This window comes from Actinoplanes sp. NPDC051475 (genome assembly GCF_040689425.1).
In the GTDB taxonomy this organism is placed as follows: domain Bacteria; phylum Actinomycetota; class Actinomycetes; order Mycobacteriales; family Micromonosporaceae; genus Actinoplanes.
The window spans coordinates 60,091-84,864 of sequence record NZ_JBFAZZ010000024.1; the positions used below are offsets into that span (position 1 = coordinate 60,091).

The 24,774-nt window shown below is 72.2% G+C and carries 24 protein-coding genes; 9 read left to right on the forward strand and 15 right to left on the reverse strand.

Features of this window, described 5'->3' with window-relative positions:
- Nucleotides 1-60 precede the first annotated feature (60 nt).
- The 6 genes from AB0368_RS34710 to AB0368_RS34735 form a co-directional block, all read right to left on the reverse strand.
- Nucleotides 61-819 carry an SDR family oxidoreductase gene (locus AB0368_RS34710; RefSeq protein WP_366158266.1) on the reverse strand — a complete coding sequence of 253 codons (759 nt, stop codon included), beginning with the start codon at nucleotides 817-819 and terminating at the stop codon, nucleotides 61-63.
- Between the two features lie 10 nt (nucleotides 820-829).
- Nucleotides 830-1,636 (reverse strand): inositol monophosphatase family protein, encoded by an 807-nt coding sequence (locus AB0368_RS34715; protein ID WP_366158267.1) that lies wholly within the window; start codon nucleotides 1,634-1,636, stop codon nucleotides 830-832.
- Entirely contained in the window at nucleotides 1,629-2,084 is a 456-nt protein-coding gene (locus AB0368_RS34720) for a response regulator (RefSeq protein ID WP_366158268.1), read from the reverse strand. The genes AB0368_RS34715 and AB0368_RS34720 overlap by 8 nt, the downstream gene beginning before the upstream one ends.
- On the reverse strand, nucleotides 2,081-3,673 hold the full coding sequence (locus tag AB0368_RS34725; protein WP_366158269.1) for an ATP-binding protein: 1,593 nt from the start codon (nucleotides 3,671-3,673) through the stop codon (nucleotides 2,081-2,083). The genes AB0368_RS34720 and AB0368_RS34725 overlap by 4 nt, the downstream gene beginning before the upstream one ends.
- The gene (locus AB0368_RS34730; protein WP_366158306.1) at nucleotides 3,670-4,827 is read right to left on the reverse strand and encodes a fused response regulator/phosphatase; all 1,158 of its coding nucleotides are present in this window, start codon (nucleotides 4,825-4,827) and stop codon (nucleotides 3,670-3,672) included. The genes AB0368_RS34725 and AB0368_RS34730 overlap by 4 nt, the downstream gene beginning before the upstream one ends.
- Nucleotides 4,828-5,037: 210 nt before the next feature.
- Complete coding sequence (locus AB0368_RS34735; protein ID WP_366158270.1) at nucleotides 5,038-5,385, reverse strand: hypothetical protein; 348 nt, start codon at nucleotides 5,383-5,385, stop codon at nucleotides 5,038-5,040.
- A gap of 74 nt (nucleotides 5,386-5,459) precedes the next feature.
- Between AB0368_RS34735 and AB0368_RS34740 the strand changes: the two genes are divergently transcribed.
- Entirely contained in the window at nucleotides 5,460-7,850 is a 2,391-nt protein-coding gene (locus tag AB0368_RS34740) for a M28 family peptidase (RefSeq protein ID WP_366158271.1), read from the forward strand.
- Here AB0368_RS34740 and AB0368_RS34745 read toward each other — a convergent pair.
- Both AB0368_RS34745 and AB0368_RS34750 read right to left on the reverse strand, forming a co-directional pair.
- Nucleotides 7,847-8,131 carry a Smr/MutS family protein gene (locus tag AB0368_RS34745; RefSeq protein ID WP_366158272.1) on the reverse strand — a complete coding sequence of 95 codons (285 nt, stop codon included), beginning with the start codon at nucleotides 8,129-8,131 and terminating at the stop codon, nucleotides 7,847-7,849. The two genes, AB0368_RS34740 and AB0368_RS34745, sit on opposite strands and share 4 nt — an antisense overlap.
- Nucleotides 8,132-8,140: 9 nt before the next feature.
- Nucleotides 8,141-8,530 carry a tetratricopeptide repeat protein gene (locus AB0368_RS34750; RefSeq protein WP_366158273.1) on the reverse strand — a complete coding sequence of 130 codons (390 nt, stop codon included), beginning with the start codon at nucleotides 8,528-8,530 and terminating at the stop codon, nucleotides 8,141-8,143.
- Between the two features lie 136 nt (nucleotides 8,531-8,666).
- On the opposite strand from AB0368_RS34750, the gene AB0368_RS34755 reads away from it, so the two are divergent.
- Nucleotides 8,667-10,832: a hypothetical protein gene (locus AB0368_RS34755; protein WP_366158274.1), complete on the forward strand. Its 2,166-nt coding sequence runs from the start codon at nucleotides 8,667-8,669 to the stop codon at nucleotides 10,830-10,832.
- Here AB0368_RS34755 and AB0368_RS34760 read toward each other — a convergent pair.
- Complete coding sequence (locus tag AB0368_RS34760; RefSeq protein ID WP_366158275.1) at nucleotides 10,819-12,267, reverse strand: hypothetical protein; 1,449 nt, start codon at nucleotides 12,265-12,267, stop codon at nucleotides 10,819-10,821. The two genes, AB0368_RS34755 and AB0368_RS34760, sit on opposite strands and share 14 nt — an antisense overlap.
- Before the next feature lie 221 nt (nucleotides 12,268-12,488).
- Between AB0368_RS34760 and AB0368_RS34765 the strand changes: the two genes are divergently transcribed.
- The gene (locus AB0368_RS34765) at nucleotides 12,489-13,226 is read left to right on the forward strand and encodes a response regulator transcription factor (protein ID WP_366158276.1); all 738 of its coding nucleotides are present in this window, start codon (nucleotides 12,489-12,491) and stop codon (nucleotides 13,224-13,226) included.
- A 1-nt stretch (nucleotide 13,227) separates the two neighbouring features.
- Nucleotides 13,228-14,796: a HAMP domain-containing sensor histidine kinase gene (locus AB0368_RS34770; RefSeq protein WP_366158277.1), complete on the forward strand. Its 1,569-nt coding sequence runs from the start codon at nucleotides 13,228-13,230 to the stop codon at nucleotides 14,794-14,796.
- Here the strand turns inward: AB0368_RS34770 and AB0368_RS34775 are convergent.
- A complete protein-coding gene (locus AB0368_RS34775) occupies nucleotides 14,743-15,147 on the reverse strand; it encodes a hypothetical protein (protein WP_366158278.1) in 405 nt (134 codons plus the stop codon). The two genes, AB0368_RS34770 and AB0368_RS34775, sit on opposite strands and share 54 nt — an antisense overlap.
- Before the next feature lie 295 nt (nucleotides 15,148-15,442).
- Here AB0368_RS34775 and AB0368_RS34780 point away from each other — a divergent pair, with 295 nt between their 5' ends.
- The 4 genes from AB0368_RS34780 to AB0368_RS34795 all read left to right on the forward strand — a co-directional run bounded on the left by AB0368_RS34780 (nucleotide 15,443) and on the right by AB0368_RS34795 (nucleotide 20,536).
- A complete protein-coding gene (locus AB0368_RS34780) occupies nucleotides 15,443-16,522 on the forward strand; it encodes a 3-deoxy-7-phosphoheptulonate synthase (RefSeq protein WP_366158279.1) in 1,080 nt (359 codons plus the stop codon).
- Between the two features lie 73 nt (nucleotides 16,523-16,595).
- Nucleotides 16,596-18,719: a glycosyltransferase family 39 protein gene (locus AB0368_RS34785; RefSeq protein WP_366158280.1), complete on the forward strand. Its 2,124-nt coding sequence runs from the start codon at nucleotides 16,596-16,598 to the stop codon at nucleotides 18,717-18,719.
- Between the two features lie 162 nt (nucleotides 18,720-18,881).
- Nucleotides 18,882-20,141, forward strand: a complete 1,260-nt coding sequence (locus AB0368_RS34790; protein WP_366158281.1) for a bifunctional glycosyltransferase family 2/GtrA family protein — start codon at nucleotides 18,882-18,884, stop codon at nucleotides 20,139-20,141.
- 98 nt (nucleotides 20,142-20,239) lie between these two features.
- Complete coding sequence (locus AB0368_RS34795; protein WP_366158282.1) at nucleotides 20,240-20,536, forward strand: DUF3040 domain-containing protein; 297 nt, start codon at nucleotides 20,240-20,242, stop codon at nucleotides 20,534-20,536.
- A 38-nt stretch (nucleotides 20,537-20,574) separates the two neighbouring features.
- Here AB0368_RS34795 and AB0368_RS34800 read toward each other — a convergent pair whose 3' ends face one another.
- The 3 genes from AB0368_RS34800 to AB0368_RS34810 all read right to left on the reverse strand — a co-directional run bounded on the left by AB0368_RS34800 (nucleotide 20,575) and on the right by AB0368_RS34810 (nucleotide 22,864).
- A complete protein-coding gene (locus AB0368_RS34800; protein WP_366158283.1) occupies nucleotides 20,575-21,672 on the reverse strand; it encodes a crosslink repair DNA glycosylase YcaQ family protein in 1,098 nt (365 codons plus the stop codon).
- Nucleotides 21,673-21,683: 11 nt separating this feature from the next.
- Nucleotides 21,684-22,292, reverse strand: a complete 609-nt coding sequence (locus tag AB0368_RS34805) for a GNAT family N-acetyltransferase (protein WP_366158284.1) — start codon at nucleotides 22,290-22,292, stop codon at nucleotides 21,684-21,686.
- A 209-nt stretch (nucleotides 22,293-22,501) separates the two neighbouring features.
- Nucleotides 22,502-22,864 carry a nuclear transport factor 2 family protein gene (locus tag AB0368_RS34810; protein ID WP_366158285.1) on the reverse strand — a complete coding sequence of 121 codons (363 nt, stop codon included), beginning with the start codon at nucleotides 22,862-22,864 and terminating at the stop codon, nucleotides 22,502-22,504.
- Between the two features lie 70 nt (nucleotides 22,865-22,934).
- On the opposite strand from AB0368_RS34810, the gene AB0368_RS34815 reads away from it, so the two are divergent.
- A complete protein-coding gene (locus AB0368_RS34815) occupies nucleotides 22,935-23,810 on the forward strand; it encodes a LysR family transcriptional regulator (RefSeq protein WP_366158286.1) in 876 nt (291 codons plus the stop codon).
- Here the strand turns inward: AB0368_RS34815 and AB0368_RS34820 are convergent.
- Together AB0368_RS34820 and AB0368_RS34825 are read right to left on the reverse strand one after the other, a co-directional pair.
- A complete protein-coding gene (locus AB0368_RS34820; RefSeq protein ID WP_366158287.1) occupies nucleotides 23,805-24,362 on the reverse strand; it encodes a hypothetical protein in 558 nt (185 codons plus the stop codon). The genes AB0368_RS34815 and AB0368_RS34820 overlap by 6 nt on opposite strands.
- Nucleotides 24,363-24,403: 41 nt before the next feature.
- Nucleotides 24,404-24,742: a VOC family protein gene (locus AB0368_RS34825; protein ID WP_366158288.1), complete on the reverse strand. Its 339-nt coding sequence runs from the start codon at nucleotides 24,740-24,742 to the stop codon at nucleotides 24,404-24,406.
- Nucleotides 24,743-24,774 lie beyond the last annotated feature (32 nt).

The window sequence follows — 24,774 nt, forward strand, 5'->3', positions numbered from 1 at the left end:
CTACCTCCAGTCGTAAGCGCGGGTGACTCTACCCCGCCCACCACGAAGAAAGCAGATCGATCACGTCGCCGAGTACCCACCATCGACGAAGAGTGTCTGGCCGGTTACAGCAGCGCTGGCGGTACTCGCCAGATAAACGACACAACCAGCGAAATCCTCCGGTACGCCGTTACGCCCGATCATGGTCCGCCGGGCGTGGACGGCGACCTTCTCCGGATCCGCGAACACCGGCTCGGTCAACGGCGTACGTACGACTCCCGGGGCGATCGCGTTGCACGTGACGCCCCGGCTCGACCAGGCCTCCGCCTGGGACCGGGTCAGGCCCACGAGACCCGCCTTGGCCGCACCGTACGCGCCGCTGTTGCCGTACGCCCGGAAGGCCTGCTGCGAGACCACGTTGATGATCCGCCCCCAGCCGCGCGCCGCCATCGCCGGGCCGAAATGGCGCCCCAGCAGGAACGGCGCGGTCAGGTTGGCCGCCAGCGTGACGTCCCAGTCGTCCTCGGTGAGCTCGTCCATGGGTGGGCGCCGGTTCACCGCCGCCGCGTTCACGAGGATGTCCACCTCCCCGTACCCGATCACCCGCGGAAGCGCCGCCCGGTCCGCCAGATCCACGGCGACCGTCTCCACCTCGACGCCGTCGGCGGTCAGCTCGGCGGCGGTCTCGCGCAGCGGACCGTCCCGCCGCGCGACCAGTACGACCCGGGCCCCGGCCCTGCCGAGCGCGCCGGCCATCGCCCGCCCGATCCCGGAACTGCCGCCGGTCACCATCGCGGTCCGGCCGCTCAGCCCGAAGAGCTCCTGAAGGTACGAAGCCACGCGCAGCCCCTCAGGGAAGCAGGGTGCCGCGGACGGTGTGCCAGATGTCCTGATTGGCGGCGACGAGCAGGCCACGCTGCGAATCCGCCGGCAGATACGCCGACCCGTCGAGGTGCAGCACCGTCCCGCCGGCCTCGTGCAGGATCAGCGTGCCGGGCGTGTGGTCCCACGGCAGGATCCGCCAGAAGACGGCGAACTGCTGCTCGTCGGTGGCCACGGACGGGTACTCGTACCCGGCGCAGTGATGACCGCCGGTCACCCGGCCGAGCCGGGCGGCGTTCTCGTCGATGCCGGCCCGCAGCTCGTCCGGGAAGTAGTTACGGGAGATCGACCCGGTCAGCGCGTCGGCGCCCGGGTCGTCGCTGCGGGTCTTCAGCCGTACGCCGTCCACGTAGGCCCCGCTGCCCGCCTCCGCGACGATCATCCGGTCGCCGGGCACGTCGAGGATCCACCCCGCGGCCGGCTCGCCGTCGCGCAGCAGCGCGACCATCACGGCGAACGGCGCCTTCCCGGCGGCGAAGTTGTTGGTGCCGTCGACCGGGTCCACGAGCCAGACGGCGCCGTCGTGGCCCACCCGCTCGAGCACCGCGGGATCCGCGGCGACGGCCTCCTCGCCCACCACGGTCGAGCCCGGCAGCAGGGCGGTCAGCCCAGCGCTCAACGCCCGCTCGGATTCCTGGTCGGCGACGGTGACGAGGTCGCCCGGCGACTTCTCCTGCACCTCGGCGTCGCCGAGATTGCGCCACCTCGGCAGCACGATGGTCGCCGCGACCTCCCGGATCAGGGCGGTGACCTCGTCGATCACGTCGTCACGCACGCGGTGGCAGCTTCACGACGCTGACGAAGAACTCGTCGATCTGGCGGATCACCGCGATGAACCGCTCGAAGTCGACCGGCTTGGTCACGTACGCGTTCGCGTGCAGCTGGTAGCTGCGCAGAATGTCCTCGTCGGCGGCGGACGTAGTCAGCACCACGACGGGAATGCGGCACAGCTCGTCGTCCTTCTTTATCTCCTCGAGCACCTCCCGGCCGTCGCGGCGCGGCAGGTTGAGGTCGAGCAGGATCAGGTCCGGGCGTACGGCGTCCGCGTACTGGCCCTCGCGGCGCAGGTAGTTGAGCGCCTCGGCGCCGTCGGAGACCACGGTGAGCCGGTTGCGGACCTTGTGCTCCTCGAACGCCTCCTGCGTCATGAGCACGTCGCCCGGGTCGTCCTCGACGAGCAGGACCTCGATCGGCGTTCCGTCCTGCCGCATTGCACCGGTCATGAGGTGACCTCTTTCACTTTCTCCTGCACCGGGATCCCCGCCAGCAGCGGCAGGGTGAACCAGATGGAAGTGCCTTCGGTGGCGTCGAGATCCAGCCAGATCCGTCCGCCATGGTATTCGACGATCTTCTTCACGATCGCCAGCCCGATCCCCGTGCCCTCGTACGCATCCCGCCCATGCAGCCGCTGAAAGATCACGAACACCTTGTCCGCGAACTCCGGCTCGATCCCGATCCCGTTGTCGCGCACATTGATCCGCCACTCCTCACCCTCCTGAGCCGCGCTCACCGTGATCACCGGCGGCACCCCAGGACGGCAGAACTTCAACGAGTTACCGATCAAATTCACGAACAACGTCGTCAGTAGCGGCTCCTCACCCTCCACGGTCGGCAGATCCAACCACTCGATCCGCGCGTCCTCACCGGCCCGCGGCTCCAACTGCGACCGCACCTCCGCCAGCACCCGGTTCAGATCCACATCCGTGAATCCCGATGTCAACCGGCCGATCCGGGAGAACGCCAGCAGATCATTGATCAACCGCTGCATCCGCTGCGCCCCGTCCACCGCGAACGCGATGTACTGGTCCGCCCGCTCATCCAGCTGACCCGCGTACCGCCGCTGCAACAACTGGCAGAAACTCGCCACCTTCCGCAACGGCTCCTGAAGGTCGTGCGACGCCACGTACGCGAACTGCTCCAGATCCCGGTTCGACCGGGTCAGTTCGTCCGCCTGTGCCTTCAGCTGCTCGTTGACCCACTCGATCTGCCGCCGCGCCTCGCGCACCTCGGCGAGCTCGGCGGAGATCTGCTTGCGCATGCCGTCCACGTCGCCGGCCAGCTCGCGCAGCTCCGGCGAGCCGGTGCTCTCGATGTGCCGGTCGTAGTCGCCGCCGGCGACCTCGCGCACCTGTGCCGCCAGCTCCGTCACCGGCCGGGTCACCAGCCGGTCGAGCAGCAGCATCAGCGCGGCCCCGGCGATGATGATGATCGCGGCCGCGGCGATCTGGATGGCGACCATGCGCTTACTGGCGTCCTTCGCGGCTGTCGCCGACCGGTCACGCAGCATGCCGATGTCGGTCTGCATCTGCTCGATGGCCGTCCGCACCGCATTGAACTCCGACGTACTGCCCGCCTCCACCAGCGTCCGGCCCGCATCCGGGCCCCGGGTGCGGACGGCGTTGAGGATCGGCTCCGCGACGGCGGAGTGCCAGGCGCCGGAGAGGCGCTCGACCTCGGCCAGGTCGGCCCGGATCCGGCCGTCCAGCGGACCGGACCCGAGAAGGTTCTCGATCTCCGCGACCTCGGCCTGCTCGGCGGCGAGCCCGTCACGGTACGGCTGGAGGTTCGCGTCGCGGCCGGTGATCGCGTACCCGCGGACGCCGGTCTCCTGGTCCACCACCGCCGTGTTGAGCCGCTCCCCCGAGGCGCGCATCGGGCTGGCCCGGTTCACCACGTCGTCCAGCTGGCCGTTGCTGCTCGTCGCCGTGAACGCCGCGAACACGCCCAGAGCTGCCAGCATCAGGCCGACGGTCACGCACAGGGCGAGGACGCGGCGGCGCATCGTCCACGCGCTCACCTGCAGCAGGCTCACCGGCCACCACCGCGCGAGATCAGCAGCATCGCGACGTCGTCGGCAAGCGGGCCGCCGTTGGCCTGCTCGGCCCGCCCGACCAGCCAGGCCGGCAGCGCGGCCAGCGGCACGCCCTTCGCGGCGGGCTCGCCGAGCAGCCCGCACAGTCCCTCGACGTCGAGCCGTTCGTTGCCCACGCCGGTGTGGCCCTCGATCAGTCCGTCGGTGTACATCAGCAGGGACCAGTCATCGCCGGAGAACTCCACGTCGGTCGCGGGGGTGGGGGTGGGCCGCACGCCGAGCACGATGCCGGTCCGCGCGGTCACCGGTACGGCGTTGCCGCCGGAGAGCAGCACGGGCGGGGGGTGGCCGGCGAGGCGTACGGTGGCACGGCGGCCGGCGAGGTCGAAGGAGACCATCGCCACCGTCGCGAAGACCTCGCGGGCCCGGCGCTCGGTCATGAGGACCTGCTCCAGCGCGGCCAGGACCTGATCCTCGGGCACACCTGCGAGCACCAGCGCCCGCCACGCGACCCGGAGCTCGACCCCGAGCGCCGCTTCGTCGACGCTGTGCCCGCACACGTCGCCCACGATCACGTGCAGCTTGTGGTCGCCGGCCTGCACCACGTCGAAGAAGTCGCCGCCGAGCAGGCCCATCGCCCGCCCGGAGCGGTAGAAGGTGTGGACGGCCACCTCGGTGGTCTGCATCAGCGGCTGGGGCAGCAGGCCGCGCTCCAGCCGCGCCGACTCGGCCTGGCGCAGCTCCACCTCGCGCAGCCGCTGGGCGTTCTCGTCGGCCCGCTTGCGCTCGACGGCATACCGCAGGGCGCGGACCAGCAGGACGCCGTCCACCTGCCCCTTGACCAGGTAGTCCTGGGCGCCCTCGGCGACGGCCTGGACGCCGAGGTGCTCGTCGGAGCGGCCGGTCAGCACGCAGACGGCGGCGCCGCCCGCCACCCCGAGCAGCTTCCGAAGCCCGTCGATGCCCTCGGCGTCGGGCAGCCCCAGGTCGAGCAGGACGCACTGGACGCCGTGCATCATGCCGCGAGCCTCACGCAGGGTCGTCGCGATGTGCAGGTCGAAGGAGGCGCCGGCCTCGGCCAGCAGCTCGCGTACCAGGAAGGCGTCGCCCTCGTCGTCCTCGACCAGCAGGATCCGCAGCCGCTCCGGCGCCATCACGGGCCGGGGCGTGGTCACTTCGGTCACGACATCACCCCGCCCGACGTCGCGTGGGCGGTACGCGGGACGGCGGCACCGGCGCGGCTGGGACGGTTGATAGCTCGACTCCTTCGGGCGGGACCCGCTGATCGTCCATCACGGCCAGCGGGCGCACAACACCGGCCACCCGGGAACGGCCGGGGGCGACGCTGCGTGATGAAACCGTCATCACGCTGACGGGCCGTACGTGGGATCCTGAGCGACCCGCCGTGCGTGCCGGGCGATGACCTCGCCGAGGATCCCGTGCAGCCGGCCGCAGTCGAGGCAGTGCAGGTTCTCGTCGAGCCGGCGGCCCCCGCACGCGACGCACGGACCCCGGTCCTCGGGGTCGCGATACGCCTCCAGGGCCCGGCACATCGCCCGCACGACGTGGTCACCGAGCTGGAAGGTCGCCTCCCCGAGAGCGGTACGCACCCCGACCACGGCAACCGCACCGGCCTCGGGCGCCGGGTCGTACGGGGCCACCCGCTCGACGAACTCGGCGACGACGGCGGCGGGGTCGAGCGGGGCAGTCACGGGACCAAGTTATGTCACCGGACCGTAAGATCGCTCGGCTACCCGGCGCCCTCCGTACACGCTTAGATGGGGTCATGGGGGGCGTGCCGGGGGTCGAGGCTGTGGACCGGGCGCTGACCCGTCCGGCGCGGCGGGGTTGGGCCGCATTGGCCGCGGTGTCGTGCCTGGCCGTCGTCGGTGCGTTCGCGCTGCAGTCGGTGCGCCCGCCCGCAGCGCGCCCGGCGGACGCCCCGGCCGGGGAGTTCAGCGCCGCCCGCGCGTTCGAACACGTCCGCACGATCGCTGCCGGCCCGCACGTGGCCGGCAGCGCCGCCAACGACGCGGCCCGGGATTACATCGTGACCACCCTGCGCGATCTGGGCCTCGACCCCCAGGTGCAGGACACGGTCACCACCCAGGGCGGCCAGCTCTCCTCCAGCGCCGGCGGGGTCGGCCTGGCCCACGTGCGCAACGTGGTGGCGATGCGGCCCGGCACGGCGTCCACCGGCCGGATCTTTCTCGTGGCGCACTACGACTCCGCGCAGACCGGCCCGGGCGGCAACGACGATGCGGCGGGCACCTCGGCGATCCTGGAGGCGGCCCGGGTCATGACCAGCGGTCCCCAGCTGCGCAACGACGTCGTCCTCGTGCTGACCGACGCCGAGGAGGCCTGCCTGTGCGGGGCCAAGGCCTTCGTCGACCAGCATCCGCTGGCCCGGCAGGGCGGCGTGGTGCTCAACCTGGAGGCCCGGGGCAGCACCGGCCCTGCGATCATGTTCGAGACCTCGACGAACAACGCGGCCCTCGTCGGCGCCCTGGCCGGAGTCCCGCACCCCGTGGGCACCTCGTTCGCGGTCGAGATCTATCGGCTGCTGCCCAACGACACCGACTTCACGGCCTTCCGCGAGCGCGGCTTCACGGGCCTGAACAGCGCATACATCGACGGCGCCGCCGTTTATCACACCCCGGTGGACACGCCCGCCACGATGAATCGCGACAGCCTCCAGCACCACGGCGACACCGTGCTCGCCCTCACCCGGGACCTCGGCGACCGAGATCTCACGAGGCTGCGGTCGACCGGCGACGCCACGTATTTCCCGGTGCCCGGCGGCCTCGCGCACTACCCCGGCTCATGGACGTGGCCGCTGGCGGTGGCGGCGCTGCTCGCCGTTCTTGCCCTCGCCTGGCTCGCCCGGCGCCGCGGCCTGGCGACCGCACCCCGGCTGCTGGGCGCCACCGGACTGGCCCTCGTGCCCGTCCTCGTCGTCCCCGTGCTGGCCCAGCTTCTCTGGATTCTGCTGAAAATCATCCGTCCCGGGTACGCGGAACTACCGATCGACCCCTACCGTCCCGGCTGGTATCGGCTGGCCGTTCTGGCCCTGACGCTCGCCGTGGTCAGCGCCTGGTACGCACTGCTGCGCCGCCGTCTGGGCCCGGCCGCCCTGGCGGTCGCGGGCCTGATGTGGCTCGCTCTGCTCGGTCTCGCCCTGGCGGCCCTGGCCCCCGGCGGCTCCTACCTGGCGGCCCTCCCGGCGCTGGCGGGCGGCGCGACCGGCATCCTGGCCGTGCTGCTCCGCGGCGCCGGCCCGAGGGCCGCCCCGCCGGTGGTGGCGGTGACGCTCGGGGCCGCCGCCGCGGTCATCGTGCTGCTTCCCACGCTGGTCATGTTCTTCCCCGCGATGGGCATGAACCTGGCCGGCACGGGCGCGTTCATCGCCGTGCTCCTGGCCCTGACGCTGCTGCCGATCCTCGACCTGCTTCACCCGGAGGCCGGCGGTCACCGCGGTGTCGACGCCCTGCGCGCCCGCCGCCGCGGAGCCCTCCCGGCGCTGGCCGCCACCCTCGCCGCGATCACCTTCGTGGTCATCGGACTCTCCGTGGACCGCTTCGACGACACCCACCCCGCGCCGGCCCACCTCATGTACGCGCTCGACGCCGACACCGGCCAGGCCCGCTGGCTGAGCAGGTCATCCACGCCGACCGACTGGACGGCGCAGTACGTCGGGCGCGATCCCGGTTCGGTGGCCGACACCCTGCCCGCCTTCGGCGCCGAGGAGCTGCTGTCCGGTCCCGCCCAGCCGGCGTCGCTGCCGGCCCCGGAGCTGACCAAGACAGCCGAGGCGACCGCCGGCGACCGGCGCACGGTGACCCTGCGGCTCACGCCCAAGCGCCCGGTGCGCCTCGTCACACTGCACGTCGCCGCCGACATCGAGGTCGGGTCCGCGGTCGTCGGTGGCCGCACCGTCCCCACCGACCGCGCGGGCGGCGGCGCCTGGGGATTCGGCTTCGTCTTCCACGCCCCGCCGCCGACCGGCGTGGACGTGACGCTGACCGTGCCGTCGGGGGCTCCGCTGAAGCTGCGGGTGATGGACGCCAGCGACGGCCTGACCGCGCTCCCGGGCTTCCACGCACGCCCGGCCGATGTCGGCGTGGTGGGCTCGCACAGCTCGGAGATGCTCGCCGTGGCCAAGACCTACACGTTCTAGCGGCCGCGGCCCCGCCGGCCGGTCGAGGCGTCGAAGCGGAAGTGGATGAACAGCCGCCCCCAGTTGTCCCCGTCCTTCTCGACGCGGTGGTACAGCTGCTTGATCTCCTTCTGGTCCAGGAAGCGCAGCACCTTCTTCTTGAGCTGCCCGCTGCCCTTCCCCGGGATGATCTCGACCAGGGTGGCCTTCTTCTGGATCGCCTCGTCGATGATCCCGCGGAGCGCCTTGTCGATCTCGGTGCCCCTGTTGAAGATGTCGTGGAGATCCAGCTTGAGCTTCACAGGCGCAGCCTACCCAGCGCCGGAGGGGCCGCGGCTGCCGTTCTTGCCCAGCCACGCCTCCACCCGGCGCAGCGCGTCCTCGTAGTCGTCATGCCGCTTCATCGCCGCGGCCAGCCGCAGGTGCGGCAGGGCCTCACGGAATCGGCCGGCCCGCTCCAGGGTCCGGCCGAGCACGTGGTGCGCGTAGTGATCGGAGGGATCGTGGTCGATCAGCGCTCTGAGCTGGATCTCCGCGCCGGCCAGCTGCGCCGAGTTGAAATACGCGCGGGCCAGGAGCTGGCGGACGGCGGCGTTGTGCGGCTCGGCCTCGACGATCGGCTCGAGCATCCGGGCGGCGCCGAGCGGGTCGCCGGACTCGAAGACGATCGTGGCCCTGCGGTACTCCTCCAGAAGATCCACGAAACCGCACCTCCTGCTCGCGCCCCCGGCTCGGACCAACGCTGGCACAACTTCCACCGAACGGCGAGTGTTCCCGGACGACCAGCTTCCCGACAATTCACCCCAATCTGCAACCCCCGCGGCAGAGAATGCCGGGGTGGGCGACTTCCCGCGTCACCTCGTCGAGGCCCCGCCGCGCCACCGGTTCGGGCGGGCCAAGGCGGTCACCATCGGGCTGGTGACGCTCACCATGTGCCTCTTCCTGGCCGGTGCGACCCCGCGGCCGGCGATCCGGTCGGCGGCGTTCGCGATCCCGGGCATGCAGGCCCTGGGCGCACCCCCCGCCGGACCGTCCTGGGCGCCGGCGCCGCGGCTGGAACACGGGCTGTCGAGCGTCGCCGTGGCCCGGGGCCGGACGCTGGAGCTGCGTACGGAGGGCGGCAACGTCACCTTCCTGCCCGGCATCAACCTGGGCAGCACGACCCCCGGCCACCTGCCCGGCGAGCTGACGATCGGCGCCGAGCAGTACCGCGTGTGGTTCGCGGCGATGGGCTGGCTCGGGATCCGGGTGGTCCGGATCTACACGATCCACCCGCCCGCCTTCTACACCGAGCTGGCCCGCTACAACCACGCCAACCCGGACCGTCCGCTCTACCTGATGCAGGGCGTCTACTTCCCCGACGAGTCGTACGTCGAGAAGGGCGACCTTTACGACCGCGCGGTGACCACGGCGTTCCAGGACGAGCTGCGGGATGCCGGCGCGGCGGTCCGGGGACGGCTGGCGCGCGATCCGCTGCGCGGGCGGGCGAGCGGCGCCTGGACCGCCGACGTGACCCCGTGGCTGGCCGGCTGGATCATCGGTGTCGAGCTGGACCCGTACGCGTCCGACGCCTCGGACCGGCGCAACCGCACCGCCCCCGCGACCCGCGGCCGGTACTTCCGCAGCACCCCGGGCGCCTCCCCCACCGAACGCTGGCTGGCGGCCCGGATGGACGAGCTGGCCGGGCACGAGGCTGAGCAGGGCCTCAGCCAGCCCATCGCGTTCGTCAACTGGCCGACGACCGACCCGCTGCGGCACCCCGAGGAACCGCTCGAGCAGGAGGACCTGTTCCAGCTCGACGCCAACCACGTGCTGCCGACCGCGGCGTGGCCTGCCGGGACCTTCGCGAGCTACCACGCGTACCCGTACTACCCGGACTTCCAACGGCACGAGCCCGCGCTGCAGGCGTACCGCTACGACGGCCGGGTGGATCCGTACGCGGGCTACCTCGCCGCCCTGCGCCGCCACCACCGCGCCATGCCGACGCTGGTCACGGAGTTCGGCGTACCGTCATCGCTCGGGTCCGCCCACAACGGCCCGCTCGCTCGCTCCCAGGGCGACCACAGCGAGCGGGAGGCGATGCGGATCGACGCGGAGCTCCTCCGGCTGATCAAGGACCAGGGGCTGGCCGGCGGCTTCCTCTTCGCCTGGGCGGACGAGTGGTTCAAGTTCACTTGGAACACCATCACCCACCAGGACGGCGAGCGCCGCCAGCTGTGGCACGACGCGCTCACCAACGAGCAGCACTTCGGGCTGATCGCGATGGACGCGACCGGCCCGCCCGACGCCCCGGCGGCGTACCTGCTCGATGACGAGTCCGCTTGGCCGGCGCGCCGGGTGACCGCGCGGGTCGACGAGTCGTACGTGCATCTGCGCATCGGGCTCGGCAGCTCGCCGCCGGGCGCCCTGACGCTGGGCTTCGACGTGCTCCCGGGGCTCGTCGGCAAGCCCGCGCCCGGCAGCGGCGACCGGCAGGCGGATGCCGCGTTCGTGCTCGACCTCGTGGCCCGCGGCGGGCAGGCGTACCTGAGGAAAGAGCTTGATCCGGTGCCGCTCGACTACGACGTGCCGGCCGCGCAGCGCGGTCCGGCGGCGGACGGCTGGCATCGCTTCGAGCTGGTCGTCAACCGGGCCCTGACGATCCCGGCCACCGGCGAGCGGCTGCCGGCCGAGCTGCAGAACGCCGGGTCGCTGCGGTACGGCCGCCCGGCGGACGACAGCCGGTCCTCCTGGTACCGCGACGGCGACGACCTCGTGGTCCGGGGTCCGTGGGCGATGCTGGGATACGCCGACCCGTCCAAGCACATGGTGGGCGTGCCGGTCGGCGGCAAGCTGACCTTGCAGGCCGGCCCGGGTGTGGGCGTGACCGTCTCCGCGTCCGGGACGGATCAGGCGATCGGGCGGGTGACCTGGACGAACTGGAACCGCGTGTTCTCCACCGAGCGGCTCAAGGACGGCGCCGAGCTGTTCCGGGACGCGTCGCTGGCGGTCACGGCTTCCTGACCAGCAGGGCGACCAGCCCGCCGCCGAGCAGCAGGGTGCCGATGGACACCAGCGCCACGGGGCTCAGGCCGGTCTCCGGCAGGCCGCTGTCCGGGCCCGGCTGCAGCTCCCGCGGCAGCGTGTGGGCACGCGAGGGCTCCGGCGCGATCGCGGCGGGCGCCGCGGTGACGAAGTCGCTCACCGTCACCCCGTCGGTGGTCTTGACCAGCACGGCGACGTCGTAGTCCCGGCCGTTGCGCAGATTCTCCAGCTCACAGCCGCTCGCGCCGGGCACCGCCAGCGTGCATCCCGCCTCGTTCCCGGCGGTCGTCACCCAGAGATACTCGAACCGCCCGCTGCCCAGGTCGGTGGGCGGCCGCCAGGACACCCGCAGGCCGCCGTCGAGGGCACGCACCCGGATGCCGGTCGCCGCTGCCGGGGGTCGCGGCAAACCCTCGACCCGCACCGGTACGGCGGAGAGCCCCGTAATCCCCACGCCCCAGCAGGACGCGTATCCCTGCGAGTCGAGCGCGCAGGTGTGGTCCGTGCCGGAGTCCAGGGCGACATACGGCCCACCGCCCCCTTGACACGACGCCCGCCCACCGCGGTCGAGGCCGCACGTCTGCCGCCCCCCGGCGCTGATTGCGGCGAACGGCCCGGTCGTCCTCGCCTTCGGCGTCCAGCAGGTGGCCATCCCCTCCGCGTCGAGCGCGCACGGCCCCGCGGCCCCGACGGTGACCTGCCGAATCTTGCCGTCGGTCCACAGCGCCGCGGGTCGGTCGCCGTCTGGCACCCCCGGCCCCCAGCAGTACGCAACCCCGCCGGCCGTGGCAGCGCACGTGCTGTCACCGCCCGCCGCGATGTCGACCACCGGGCCCGTCACGCCGACCTGCACCGGCGTCGCCGATCCGCCCGTTCCCGGTACGCCCAGCTGCCCGCGCGAGCCGTCGCCCCAGCACCACACCGCACCCTCGTCGTCGATGGCGCACGTGTGCCGGTCCCCGGTGGCGATGTCCACGAGGGTCCGGTGCTCGAGGGCGCGTACCGGTCCGGGCACCTCCCGGTCCGTACGGGCGCCGTCGCCGAGCTGCCCCGCGGAGTCGTCGCCCCAGCAGTACGCGACCCCGTCCGCGTCGATGGCGCAGGTGTGCGCCCGGCCGGCGTCGATCTGCACCGCGTGGTGCATGGCCATGACCGGCCGGGCGGAGCCGTGCGGGCGGGAGCCGTCGCCGAGCTGGCCGGACGAGTCGTCGCCCCAGCAGTACATGTCACCGACGCTGGTGGTCGCGCACGAGTGGGCTCCCCCGGCGGCGACCTGGGCCGTACCCGCGGACGCGATGCGCAGCGTGTCGGCGGTGACCCCGGGCGGGTATGCGGCCCCGGCGGCGGCCGGCGACGCCGGAGCCGCGGCGAGGATCAGCGCCGTGACGGCCCCTGCGATCCGGCCCAGTCGCACCCGTTCCTCCGCTCACCCGCCCGACGCAACGCGGGAATTATGCGGAGTATTGCGCTCTTAGTCCGTTTCGACACGCAGTCCGTCAGCGCGAGCGACCCACCGTCCTGGCCGTATCCGACACGGTGCTGCGCGAAGTCCCTGCTCCCCCTATGGGTGGCATCCACAGGTGGTACACAGGAAGCCGAAAGGCGTCACATAGCGCGGCCCACGACAGTAGGGGCATGACGATGGCGAACGCAGACCCCAGTAGCGAGCTCCGGCGGCCCGACGGCGGCCCGGTCAGGGTTCTGGTGGTCGACGACGAGCCCACGCTGGCCGAGCTCCTGTCGATGGCGTTGCGCTACGAGGGCTGGGACGTGCGCAGCGCGGGCGACGGCCAGACGGCTGTGCGTACCGCCCGTGACTTCCGCCCCGACGCCGTCGTCCTCGACATGATGCTGCCCGACTTCGACGGCCTCGAGGTGCTGCGCCGGCTGCGCGGCGAGACGCCCGACGTGCCGGTGCTGTTCCTCACCGCCAAGGACTCGGTCGAGGACCGGATCACCGGGCTGACCGCCGGCGGCGACGACTACGTGACCAAGCCGTTCAGCCTCGAGGAGGTCGTCGCCCGGCTGCGTGGCCTGATGCGGCGGATGGGCCGCTCCCCGATGCGCACCGACTCCCAGCTCATCGTCGGCGACCTCAGCCTTGACGAGGACAGCCACGAGGTCCGCCGCGGCGACAACCTGGTCACCCTGACCGCGACCGAGTTCGAGCTGCTGCGTTACCTGATGCGCAACCCCCGCCGGGTGCTGAGCAAGAGCCAGATCCTGGACCGGGTCTGGAACTACGACTTCGGCGGTCAGGCCAACGTGGTGGAGCTCTACATCTCGTACCTGCGTAAGAAGATCGACGCCGGCCGCGCCCCGATGATCCACACCATGCGCGGGGCGGGCTACGTCCTGAAGCCGGCGGACTGACATGCCGACCCTCACTCATCCGGCCCGCCGGCCCTCACCGGCGGGCTGGTCACTACGCACCCGCCTGATCGCCATCATGATCGTCCTACTCACAGTCCTCGGCCTGATCGTCGGCGGCACCGCCGAGATCTACCTTCACAACGCGCTGTACAAACGGGTGGACACCCAGCTCACTGAGGCGAGCGAGCGGGCAATGGGCGGGCCCGGCCGAGGTGGCCCACGGTTCGACACCGCCGCGGAGCCACCGCCCGGCGCCCAGAGCGACTGGATCTTCTTGATCTACACCAGGCCGGAGACGGGCGTCGTCACCCGGCTCGGCGGCGGCGTCGTCAAGTACAAGCCGGCCGACGCCACGATCGGCGAGACCCTCCGTGGGCAGCGCAACGAATACGACGAGGCCCCGCAATCGGCGGTGACCGCGCTGGCGAAGCTGACCCCCGACGGCACATACGTCGACGTCGACCTCGGCGACGAGCTGCACGACTACCGGGTGGTGAGCAAGACGCCCGACGGCAACACCATGATCGTCACCGGCATCCCCCTGAAGGAGACCCAGCAGACTCTTCTCGCCGTGGCCGGTGTCACCGGTGGTTCGGTGCTGCTGGCGTTGATCGCCGCCGGGTGGGCCGGGGCGGTGATCATACGGCGGAATCTCAGGCCGTTGAACCGGGTCGCCGCCACCGCGACCAAGGTCTCCGAGCTGCGGCTCGACCGGGGCGAGGTCGACCTGGCCCAGCGGGTCCCCGCCGCCGACACGGATCCCCGTACCGAGGTCGGCGCCGTCGGTGCCGCGCTCAACCGCATGCTCGACCACGTCGGCAACGCCCTGGAGGCGCGGCACGCCAGCGAGATGCAGGTACGCCAGTTCGTCGCCGACGCCAGCCACGAGCTGCGTACCCCGCTCGCCGCGATCCGGGGCTACGCCGAGCTGAGCCGCCGCAGCCGCACCGAGGTGCCGGAGGAGATCGGCCACGTGCTGCGCCGGGTCGAGTCCGAGGCGCAGCGGATGACCACGCTGGTCGAGGACCTGCTGCTGCTCGCCCGTCTGGACGCCGGACGGCCGCTGGCCCACGACCCGGTAGACCTGACGATGCTGGTGGTGGACGCGGTCAGCGACGCGCACGCGGCCGGGCCACGTCACGACTGGCAGCTCGACCTGCCCGAGGAGCCGGTCACCGTCACCGGCGACGGCCAGCGGCTGCACCAGGTGCTCGCCAATCTGCTGGCCAACGCCCGTACGCACACGCCCGAGGGCACCACCGTGACGGTCGGGGTGGCCGCGGAGGGCGGTTCGGCGGTCCTGCGGGTGACGGACGCGGGACCGGGCATCCCCGCCGAGCTCCAGCCGCACATCTTCGAGCGGTTCGCGCGAGGCGACAGCTCGCGCTCGCGGGCGGCCGGCAGCACCGGCCTGGGCCTGTCGATCGTGCACGCCGTGGTGACGGCGCACGGTGGCACGGTCGGCGTGGACAGCGGGCCCGGGCGTACGGAGTTCACCGTGCGGCTGCCGGCGGCCCTACCAGCCGAGCCGGATGCCGTCCATGAGTACGTCCCGGAGGTCGTCCAGTAGCGCGCCGGCCGCGTCGCCGTCGGAGACGTGCAGTTCGAGCGGCACCGACTCGCGGTCGCGGCCGACCAGGACGTCGAGGGCGCACAGGGCGCGGCCGGCCAGCTCGCTGGTCACCCCCTCGATGGCGGCGGCGCGCAGCCGGTCGTCGAGCCACGGCCGGCCCTGGGCTCCCGGGAGGCCGGCCGCGATCGCCGCCACGGCGGCGAGCGCCTGGGCCGGCGGGATGTCACCGAGCAGCACCTGGGGGGCCTCCCAGACGCGCAGCACCACCTGGGACACCGCCTGCCGGCGTTCCGCCGGGGACAGCTCGGACAGGCCGTCGAGGAGGTGCGGGGGGCTCGCGCTGTTCATGCGTCTCATGTCAGCACACGCAACTTGCATGTGCCCATACCCCGGCTGACGGACACCGTCCGCCGTCCATGGGCTACCATGACCGCGTGTCCCGTTGGTATTCGTGGTTGCCCACGTATTCATGGTTTCAGTGGCCGGCTCCGCCGGTGGCTCGGCCATGAGGTCATGACCTGAGACACCCCAGCAGGGCCGGCAGAGGCAGCGACGCGAAGTCGCTGCCTTTTCGTTTGCAACGAGCCGGCCCAAGGCCTGGGGACGCCGGCCCCGGGAGCCGGCGGAGGAGAAGGAAGACACCGTGACCATCCCCGAGGTGCAGCGGGTCAGCGACCACCGCATCGACCGCATCGTGCCGCTCATGAGCCCCGCCCTGCTCCACCACGAGCTCCCGCTGACCCACGAGCTCTCCGCGAGCGTGCTGGACAGCCGCCGCCAGGTGGAGGCCGTGCTGGACGGGCGAGATCCGCGCCTGCTCGTCGTCGTCGGTCCCTGCTCGGTGCACGACCCGGTCGCCGCCGCCGAGTACGCGGACCGGCTCGCCGCCGAGAAGGAGCGGCTCGCCGACGACCTGCTGATCGTGATGCGGGTGTACTTCGAGAAGCCGCGCTCGACCGTCGGCTGGAAGGGCCTGATCAACGACCCGGCCCTGGACGGTACGGGCGACGTCGGCAAGGGGCTGCGCGTCGCCCGGTCGCTGCTGCTGGAGGTGCTGGAGCGGGGGCTGCCCGTGGCGGTGGAGTTCCTTGACCCGATCACCCCGCAGTACATCGCCGACACCGTGGCGTGGGGCGCGATCGGTGCCCGTACCGTGGAATCGCAGGTGCACCGCCAGCTCGCCTCCGGCCTGTCCATGCCGATCGGCATGAAGAACCGACCCGACGGCAGCATCAGCACGGCGATCGACGCGATCAACGCCGCCGCCGTGCCGCACGTCTTCCCCGGCATCGACGTCTCCGGCACCCCGGCGATCATGCACACGAGCGGCAACCCGGACTGCCACCTGGTGCTGCGCGGCGGCAAGGGTCCCAACTACAGCGCCGAGGACGTCCGTACGTCGCTGGAACTGCTGGGCAAGGCCGGCCTGCCGGAGCGGGTCGTCGTCGACTGCTCGCACGGCAACAGCAACAAGGACCACCTGCGCCAGCCGATCGTCGCCGACGACGTCGCGGGCCAGCTCGAGGCGGGCCAGCAGGGCATCCGCGGCGTGATGCTGGAGAGCTTCCTGATCCCGGGCCGTCAGGACCTGGGCGGCGACCTCGCGTACGGCCAGAGCGTCACCGACGCATGCATGGGCTGGGAGCCGACCGTGGGCGTGCTGGAGCGCCTGGCCGCGGCGTCCGCGAAGCGGCGTTCCAGCTTCACAGGGGCCGCACAGTAACGGCATAAGGGCCCGACAGGCGGGCGGAAGACAGTACGAGTGTCAGAGCTTCCGCCTGCCTTAAGGACCCTTGATGACCTCGACGTTGCCCGTACCGCCGATGGTGGAGCCGGTGGACCCGCCGGCCGCTCCCCCCGCGGCGCGCCACCGGTCCCGCTGGTCGGTGTTCCTCCGCGGCCGCGCGGCCGACGCGCCGTGGGTCCGGCCGTCACTCCTCGCCCTGCTGCTGCTGACCGGCGTGCTCTACATCTGGGGCCTGGGCGCCTCGGGCTGGGGCAACGCCTTCTACTCGGCGGCGGTGCAGGCCGGCTCGGAGAGCTGGAAGGCCTTCTTCTACGGCTCGTCCGACGCGGCCAACTCGATCACTGTGGACAAGACGCCCGCCTCGCTGTGGGTGATGGCGCTGTCCGTACGGATCTTCGGCCTCAGCTCGTGGAGCATCCTCGTCCCGCAGGCGCTGATGGGCGTCGCCACGGTCGGCCTGCTCTTCACCACGGTCCGCCGCTGGTATGGCCCGGCGGCCGGCCTCATCGCGGGAACCGTGTCGGCGCTGACCCCGATCGCCGTGCTGATGTTCCGCTTCAACAACCCGGACGCGCTGCTGGTGCTGCTCATGGTGGCCGGCGCGTATGCGACCGTCCGGGCGATCGAGAACGGCTCGACGAAGTGGCTGATGCTCGCCGGTGTCTTCGTCGGCTTCGGCTTCCTCACCAAGATGCTGCAGGCGCTGCTGGTCGTGCCCGCGTACGCCCTCGCGTACCTGGTCGCAGGCTCGCCGAAGCTGGGCCAGCGGATCGGGCAGCTGCTCCTCGCCGGGCTCGCGATCGTCGTGTCGGCGGGCTGGTACATCGCGATCGTGGAGCTGGTGCCGGCGTCGATGCGCCCGTACATCGGCGGTTCGCAGAACAACAGCCTGCTCGAGCTGACGCTGGGCTACAACGGTCTCGGCCGGCTCAACGGCGACGAGACCGGCAGCGTCGGCGGGGGTGGCGGAGGCGGCGGCGGCAACTGGGGTTCGACCGGGCTGCTGCGGATGTTCGACGCCGAGCAGGGCGGTCAGATCTCGTGGCTGCTCCCGGCCGCGCTGATCGTGCTGGTCGCGGGCCTGGTGCTGACCGTGCGCGCGGCGCGTACCGACCGGCTGCGGGCAGGGCTGATCCTGTGGGGCGCCTGGCTCGTCGGCACCGGGCTGGTGTTCAGCTTCATGCAGGGCATCTTCCACGCGTACTACACCGTGGCGCTGGCGCCGGCGGTCGGTGCGGTGGTCGGCATGGGCGCGGTGCTGTTGTGGCGGGTCCGCCGCAACCCGTTCGCGGCGGTCACGCTGGCGGCGGCGATCGCGGTGACCGCCTGGTGGTCGTGGCGCATGCTCGGCTGGAGCCCGGACTTCGTGCCGTGGCTGCGCTGGGTCGTGCTGATCGGCGGCATCGTTTCGGCGCTCGGCGTGCTGGCCTCACTGCGGCTGCCCGCGAAGGTCGCGCTGGCCTCCGCCGGTGTCGCGCTCGCCGCGGTGCTCGCGGGCCCGGCGGCGTACGCGGTGCAGACCGCCTCCGAGCCGCACACCGGCTCGATCCCCACGGCGGGACCGGCGACGCAGGGCGGCGGCTTCGGCCCCGGCGGCGGCCGCGGCGGTCCGGGGGGCGGCATGCGCGGCGGTTTCCCGGGCGGCGGCCGAGGCGGCTTCCCCGGCGGCACCACGCAGGGCGGCACCGCACAAGGCGGCACGAGCCAGGCCGCGCCGCCGGCCGGAGCCAACCCGGGCGGCACCACGCAGGGCGGCACGACGGGCGTTCCCGCCCCCGGGGGCAACCGCGGCGGCGGCATGGGCGGCCTGCTCGACACCGCCACCGTCACCGACCGGATGAAGGCCCTTTTGGACGCGAACGCCGACCAGTACAGCTGGGTCGCGGCCGCTGTGGGCTCGCAGAACGCCTCGGGCTACCAGCTCGCCACGGAGGACCCGGTCATGGCGATCGGTGGCTTCAACGGCAGCGACCCGTCGCCCACCCTGGCGCAGTTCCAGCAGTACGTCGCCGACGGGAAGATCCACTACTTCATCGGCGGGGACGGCTTCGGTGGCGGCCGGGGTGGCGGCAGCGGCAGCAACGACAGTTCGCAGATCGCCGCATGGGTGGCGTCGACCTACCAGGCGCAGACCGTCGACGGGGTGACTATCTACGACCTGACCGCGCAGTGAATTTGCCCGACGACGACCGCCAGGCGGCTCCCGGTGACGGGGGCCGCCTGCGGCATGTCACCGCACCGGGGCAAGGCGGCGGCCACCCACCGGCCGGGCACTCACAGGCCCGGCACAGGGTCGCCACACATCGGGCAAAGCCGCGGCGACGACCTTGGTCGCATGAGCCTTTCCACGGTGCCCTCGCAGGCCTCCGCGCCGACCCGGACCGGCGCGCCGGTGCTCGACGTCGTCGTTCCCGTCTACAACGAGGAGATCGATCTCGAGCCGTGCGTGCAGCGGTTGCACGCGTACCTGGCGGCCGGGTTCCCGTACCCGTTCCGGATCACGATCGCGGACAACGCCAGCACCGACTCGACGGCGGACGTCGCCCGCCGGCTCGCCGCGACGCTGCCCGAGGTGGCCTCGGTGCACCTGGCCGAGAAGGGGCGCGGGCGGGCGCTGAAGCACGTGTGGACGCGCTCGGACGCGGCGGTGCTCGCGTACATGGACGTGGACCTGTCGACCGACCTGGGCGCCCTGCTGCCGCTGGTGGCGCCGCTGATCTCCGGCCACTCGGACCTGGCGATCGGTTCCCGGCTGGCCCGCGGCTCCCGGGTCGTCCGCGGCGCGAAGCGGGAGTTCATCTCCCGCAGCTACAACCTGATCCTGCGGGGAACGCTCTCGGCCCGCTTCTCCGACGCGCAGTGCGGGTTCAAGGCGATCCGCGCGAACGTGGCCGAGCGGCTGCTGCCGATGGTCGAGGACACCGGCTGGTTCTTCGACACCGAGATGCTGGTCCTGGCCGAGCGCGCCGGCCTGCGCATCCACGAGGTGCCGGTGGACTGGGTCGACGACCCGGACAGCCGGGTGGACATCGTGGCGACGGCGCTGGCGGACCTGCGGGGCATCGCCCGGCTCACCGGCGCGCTCGGCACCGGGCGGCTTCCCCTGGCGTCGCTGCGCGAACAGCTCGGTCGCAACCCGCTGCCGGTGGCGGGCGTACCCGCGGGTCTGACCGGGCAGCTGCTGCGTTTCGCCGCCGTCGGCGTGGCCAGCACCCTGGCGTACCTCTTGCTGTATGCCATTCTTCGCGCGGGCATCGGTCCTCAGTGGGCGAACCTGATCGCCCTGCTCGTCACGGCGGTCGCCAACACGGCGGCCAACCGCCGGCTCACTTTCGGGGTACGCGGCACCGACGGCGCCTGGCGTCACCAGGCCCAGGGGCTCGCGGTCTTCGCCGTCGGCTTGGGCCTGACCAGCGGTTCACTGGCCCTGCTGCACGTGCTGACCACTCCGGCAACGGCGTTCGAGCTGGGCGTGCTCGTGATCGCCAACCTGGTAGCCACCGGCGTGCGGTTCCTGCTGATGCGCAGCTGGGTCTTCCGGGCCCACCGGCCGGCCCATGAAGCCAGCATGAACACAACCCCCTCAACGGTATGAATTCCGTGACCTACGGGTAACAATAGGGGCATCGACCGGGATGGTTTCGCGTCCCGGTCGTCGTGCCCCTACAGTCCGGGCCCCGCCGGAGGTGCGACATGCTCAACAAGGAAGACAGCCGCCGGCTGGCGCAGCTGGAACGACAGCTCCGCCGCGAAGACCCCGACTTCTGCTCCCGCATGACCGGCGGCAGTACGGCCCGCAAGCCCGTACCCGTCTCGCTGATCCTGGCCGCCACGGTGATCTGGGCGGCGGCGCTGGTCCTGGCCGTGGTCGGCTGGTGGGCCGCCGCGATCGTCGCCGGGGTCTGGGCCCTGGTCATCATGGTCGCGCTCGGCTACCGCTGCCGCCCCGCGCACCACGGCGGGCCGGACATCCTGCCACCGATCTGGTAGCGCCCTGCCGTCGAGGGATCAGCCGTCGAACGGATTCCTCACCCGTCGAAAGACACGGCGACGTCCGGGACCTCCCGAGCACGCGCCACCTGCGCCGCCTCGCCCTGCAGCGCCTTGCGCACCTTGGCGGTCAGCGTCCCGAACGGCGTCACCGCGAGGTCCACGCGCTTGCGGCCGGCCATCTTGGCTCGCCACACGCCCGCGATTTCCCCGTCCACGAGAATCACGCCCGGATTCCCCAGGACGCGCCAGACCTCCTTCTGCCGGGCACGCTCGGGCACCAGCACGTCGCGGTCCCGGGCCTGGAGCAGCGGATCCATCCCGGGCAGGAAGCGGACCCCGGCGACCGGCTCGGCCGCGGACAGCGCCGGCACCGAGTCGGACGGCAGCCACGCCTTACGTCCGTCCACCCGGACCTCGTCGAGGCCCGAGGCGGGCCAGACCTTCTTGATCTCGGCCGCCGAGCTGCCCAGATACTTCGCCACCTCCGCAGGCCCGGCCGGGCCGAGCAACCGCAGGTACATGGTGATCAGCCGCTCGACGCCCTCGTTCGCCGTCGGCTGCGGCGGAGCACCGGGGATAGGGCCGAGTGTCGCGTCCCTGCCCCGCGACTCGACCTGCACTCCCCCGGCCAGCCCGGAGTGCTGCCAGACGTTGCCCGCGATGTGCCGGGCGCCGCAGGTGCGGCAGTCGTACGTCAGCTCGCGCGGCACCCGGCGGCTGACCTCGGTGCTCGCCTCGCCGCGCGGCATCGAGGACGTCACCACCTCCCGGAAGGCCGTCGCGGTCACCTCGAACGCCTTGATGCCCAGCTTGACCCCCGCAGGGATCTGGGCACTGTTGATCCGGGCCGAGGCATCCGCGTCGCTCACCGGCCACAGTGCCTTGACCAGGGTCTTGAGGTCACGCTTGCGGTGCAGATGCGGCGCGCCGCGGGCGGCCCAGACCATGATCAGACGGCCGTCGCCGAGTGCTGCACCGGTGCGCGCAGCGAGCGCCACCCGCACCGAACCGGGCGCGTACTCCTGCACACCCAGGTCGAGCACGGCCAGGTCACCCGGCCGCTGCTCACCCCGCTCGGCCAGGCCCAGCGCGGCCACCCGATAGGCCATCACCCGTTCGCGGTCGACGTCCATGGCACCTCCGATCAGCCGCGACGACCGTACCGCCGGGCTGCGACATTTCTCAGCCGTTCCATCCGGCTGCCCGCGCCGGAGACAAGTTCCCAGGTGTCGAGGCTGCTGGGGCCGTACGGGCCCTCCTGCAGGATCGGCGGCTCACCGGTCAGCCGGTAACCGCAGCGGCGCGCCACCGCTGTGCTGGAGGTGTTGCCCGGGTCGATGCGCAGGAGCAGCCGGCTGAGGCCGAGCGTGCTGCGGGCGTACCCGGAAAGCAGGGCGAGGGCCGCGCTCGCGAGCCCCCGCCGGCGGTGCTGGACGCTCACCAGGTAGCCCAGCTCGGCCTCCCGGAGGCCGGCGTCGACGCCGAAGAGCAGCACCTCGCCCAGCGGCTTCGCGCCGTCCGTGGTGATCGCCAGCTGGATGCGCTGCCCGCTGAGCCGACCCTGGCGCGCCCGCTTCAGGTAGGCGACACCGGCCTCGGCGTCGAACGGGGACGGCATCGGGGTCCACCGGGCGATGTCGGGCTCGTCGAGCATCGTCACCAGCTCGTCAAGGTCCTCGTCCCGCCACTCGCGCAAGGTGACGCCGTCCCCGGTCAGCGAGATCGGATAGGGCAGGCGGCCGGAGGTCGTCATGCGCCGATCCTGCCCGTAAGCACCCGGTTCCTGCCAGTAGGCAACACCCCGCCGCAGGGTGAGTGAACCCCTCACGGTGGGTGCGGGATCCCGCAAACCCCAGCCGTGACTCACATCCACGGCGAACCCGCGTGACCACCTGTCAACTTATCGACAGACGTCTCCGCCGTGGTTTCATGACCCGATCGCCACGGCACCGCTGGCCCGGACTATCGCGGCGGGGTGAACTCCGGTTGGTCGAGGACGCGGAGCCAGGTGCCGTCCGGCTGGCGGCGGACCACCTGGGCGCGGGCCCCGGCGCCGTCCTTCGGCGGGGTCGACGTCAGCGCCAGCTCCCCGCTGATCAACGTCGGCAGCGGCGGCTCCGGTGCGAAGGCCGGCAGGTGCGGCAGGGCGTCCTCCCAGAACCTGCGGATAGCCTCTCTGCCGACGGTCTGGCTGCCCGGCGGGTACGCCATCACGGCATCCTCCTCGTACAGCAGGGCCAGCCCCTCGGCGTCCTTGGCGTTCGCGCGCTCGACGAACAGGCGGGTGAGGTCTTCGGGCGTACGCGCTTGCTCTCGTTCGGTCATGCCTCCAGCGTTCCTCCGATGGGACGACAAGTCCAACGAATGGTTCTTGCCTCAGCTATGATCCAGACTCATGGATCTGCGGCAGCTCGAATACTTCGTGGCGGTCGCCGAGGAAGCCCACTTCACCAAGGCCGCCGAACGCGTGCACATCACCCAGTCGGGGGTGAGCGCGCAGATCCGGCAGTTCGAGAAGGAACTCGGCACCGAGCTCTTCGATCGGTCGTCCCGCATGGTCCGGCTGACCGCCGCCGGCGCCGCGGCGCTGCCCCACGCCAGGCAGGCGCTCGCCGCCGCGCAGGCCGTCCGGCAGGCGATCGACGACGTCACCGGGCTGGTCCGCGGCCGGCTCCGGCTCGGCATGGTGACCGGATGCACGGTCACGCCGCTGTTCGTCGCGCTGGCGTCGTTCCACCGCGCGTTCCCGCGGATCGAGGTGTCGCTCAGCGAGGCCAACTCGGACGTGCTGATCGAGGACGTCCGCGCGGGACACCTCGACATCGCCCTCGTCGGGGCGGCCGGCGGAATGCCCGGTGACCTCGGGTCGGTCACCCTCGTCAGCGAGGGTCTCGTCGCCCTGGTGCCCGAGGGTCATGCCCTGGCGGCGAAGGACGAGGTGACGCTGCGACGGCTCTCCGCGTACCCGCTGATCTGCCTGCCTTCCGGGACCGGAATCCGCAGCGTGCTCGACCAAGCCTGCGCCGCGGAGGGTCTGCGCCCGAACGTCGCGCTGCAGGCGACCGCGCCGGCCGCGGTCGCTGACCTGGCCGCACGAGGGCTGGGAGTCGCGGTGCTGAGCACCTCCATGGCCGCCGACCAGCCGGAGCTGACGGCCGTCCCGATAGCCGGCGTCGACGTGCCGGCGCTGCTGGCGCTCGTCTGGCGCAAGGAGGAGAGCATCGTGCTGCGCGCGCTGTTGCCACATTGCCGCCGGGCGTTCGCGCTATAGGAGATCGCCCGCGCAGGCGACCCGCGCCTGCTCGTTCCACTCCCTCGCGTCGAGCACGGCGGTCGCGGTGCGTTCCCGGTCGTCAGACGTCCGGACGGCCAGCTCCATCGGAAGCCGGCCGATCGGCAGCCCCCTGGCGCAGATGACCCGGATGTCGGCGTCCGCCTGCACCGCCTGCCCGTGCCTGATCCAGCGCCGCCCATCGGCGGCCCGGACGGTCAGCCCGGCCCGCGCGAACCGTAGTCCGTGCACATCGACCGGCAACGGACCGGCGTTGACGAGCGTGACCCGGCGGGTGAGGGACGCGTCGACGACCTTGCCGCCGGCGACCACCCCGCCCACCCCGGCGTCGTTGGCCTGCGGTCCGGTGTTGGCGAGCACGAGCACCGAGACCTCGCTGCTACGAGCCTTGTTCGTCTGCCACTGCCCCCACACGGAGGTTCCGGCACCACCGGCGACGAAGATCACGACAGCGGCCAGCACGGTGGCGACATGGCGCCGGGCCGGCTTCGACGGTACGGCGGGAGCCCGGTCCAGATCGATCACGCTCATGGCCCGTCAAACGCCACGACGGGCCAACGGTGATGGCGGCACTACCGCTCCACGCAGAATTCGTTGCCCTCGGGATCCTGCATGACCGTGAGTTCTCCATGCCGCGCGGCCACGGTCGCGCCCAGCGCGGCCAGCCGGGCCACCTCGTCCTCGACCGTGCCGGGCGCCCGCAGGTCGAAATGCATCCGGTTCTTGACGGTACGGGGCTCCGGGACCCGCTGGAACCACAGCGTGGGGCCGCCCCACCCGGGAGCCTCCACGTAGGCCTTGGCGGAAGTCGACTCCTCGTCCACCTCCCCGCCGAGCGCCGCGGCCCAGAAATCGGCGACGACCAGGGCGTCCTGGCAGTCGAAGGTCACGCTCTTGACGTAGGTCGGCATGGCCGGGACGGTACGCCGCAGGTGGGCGTGGC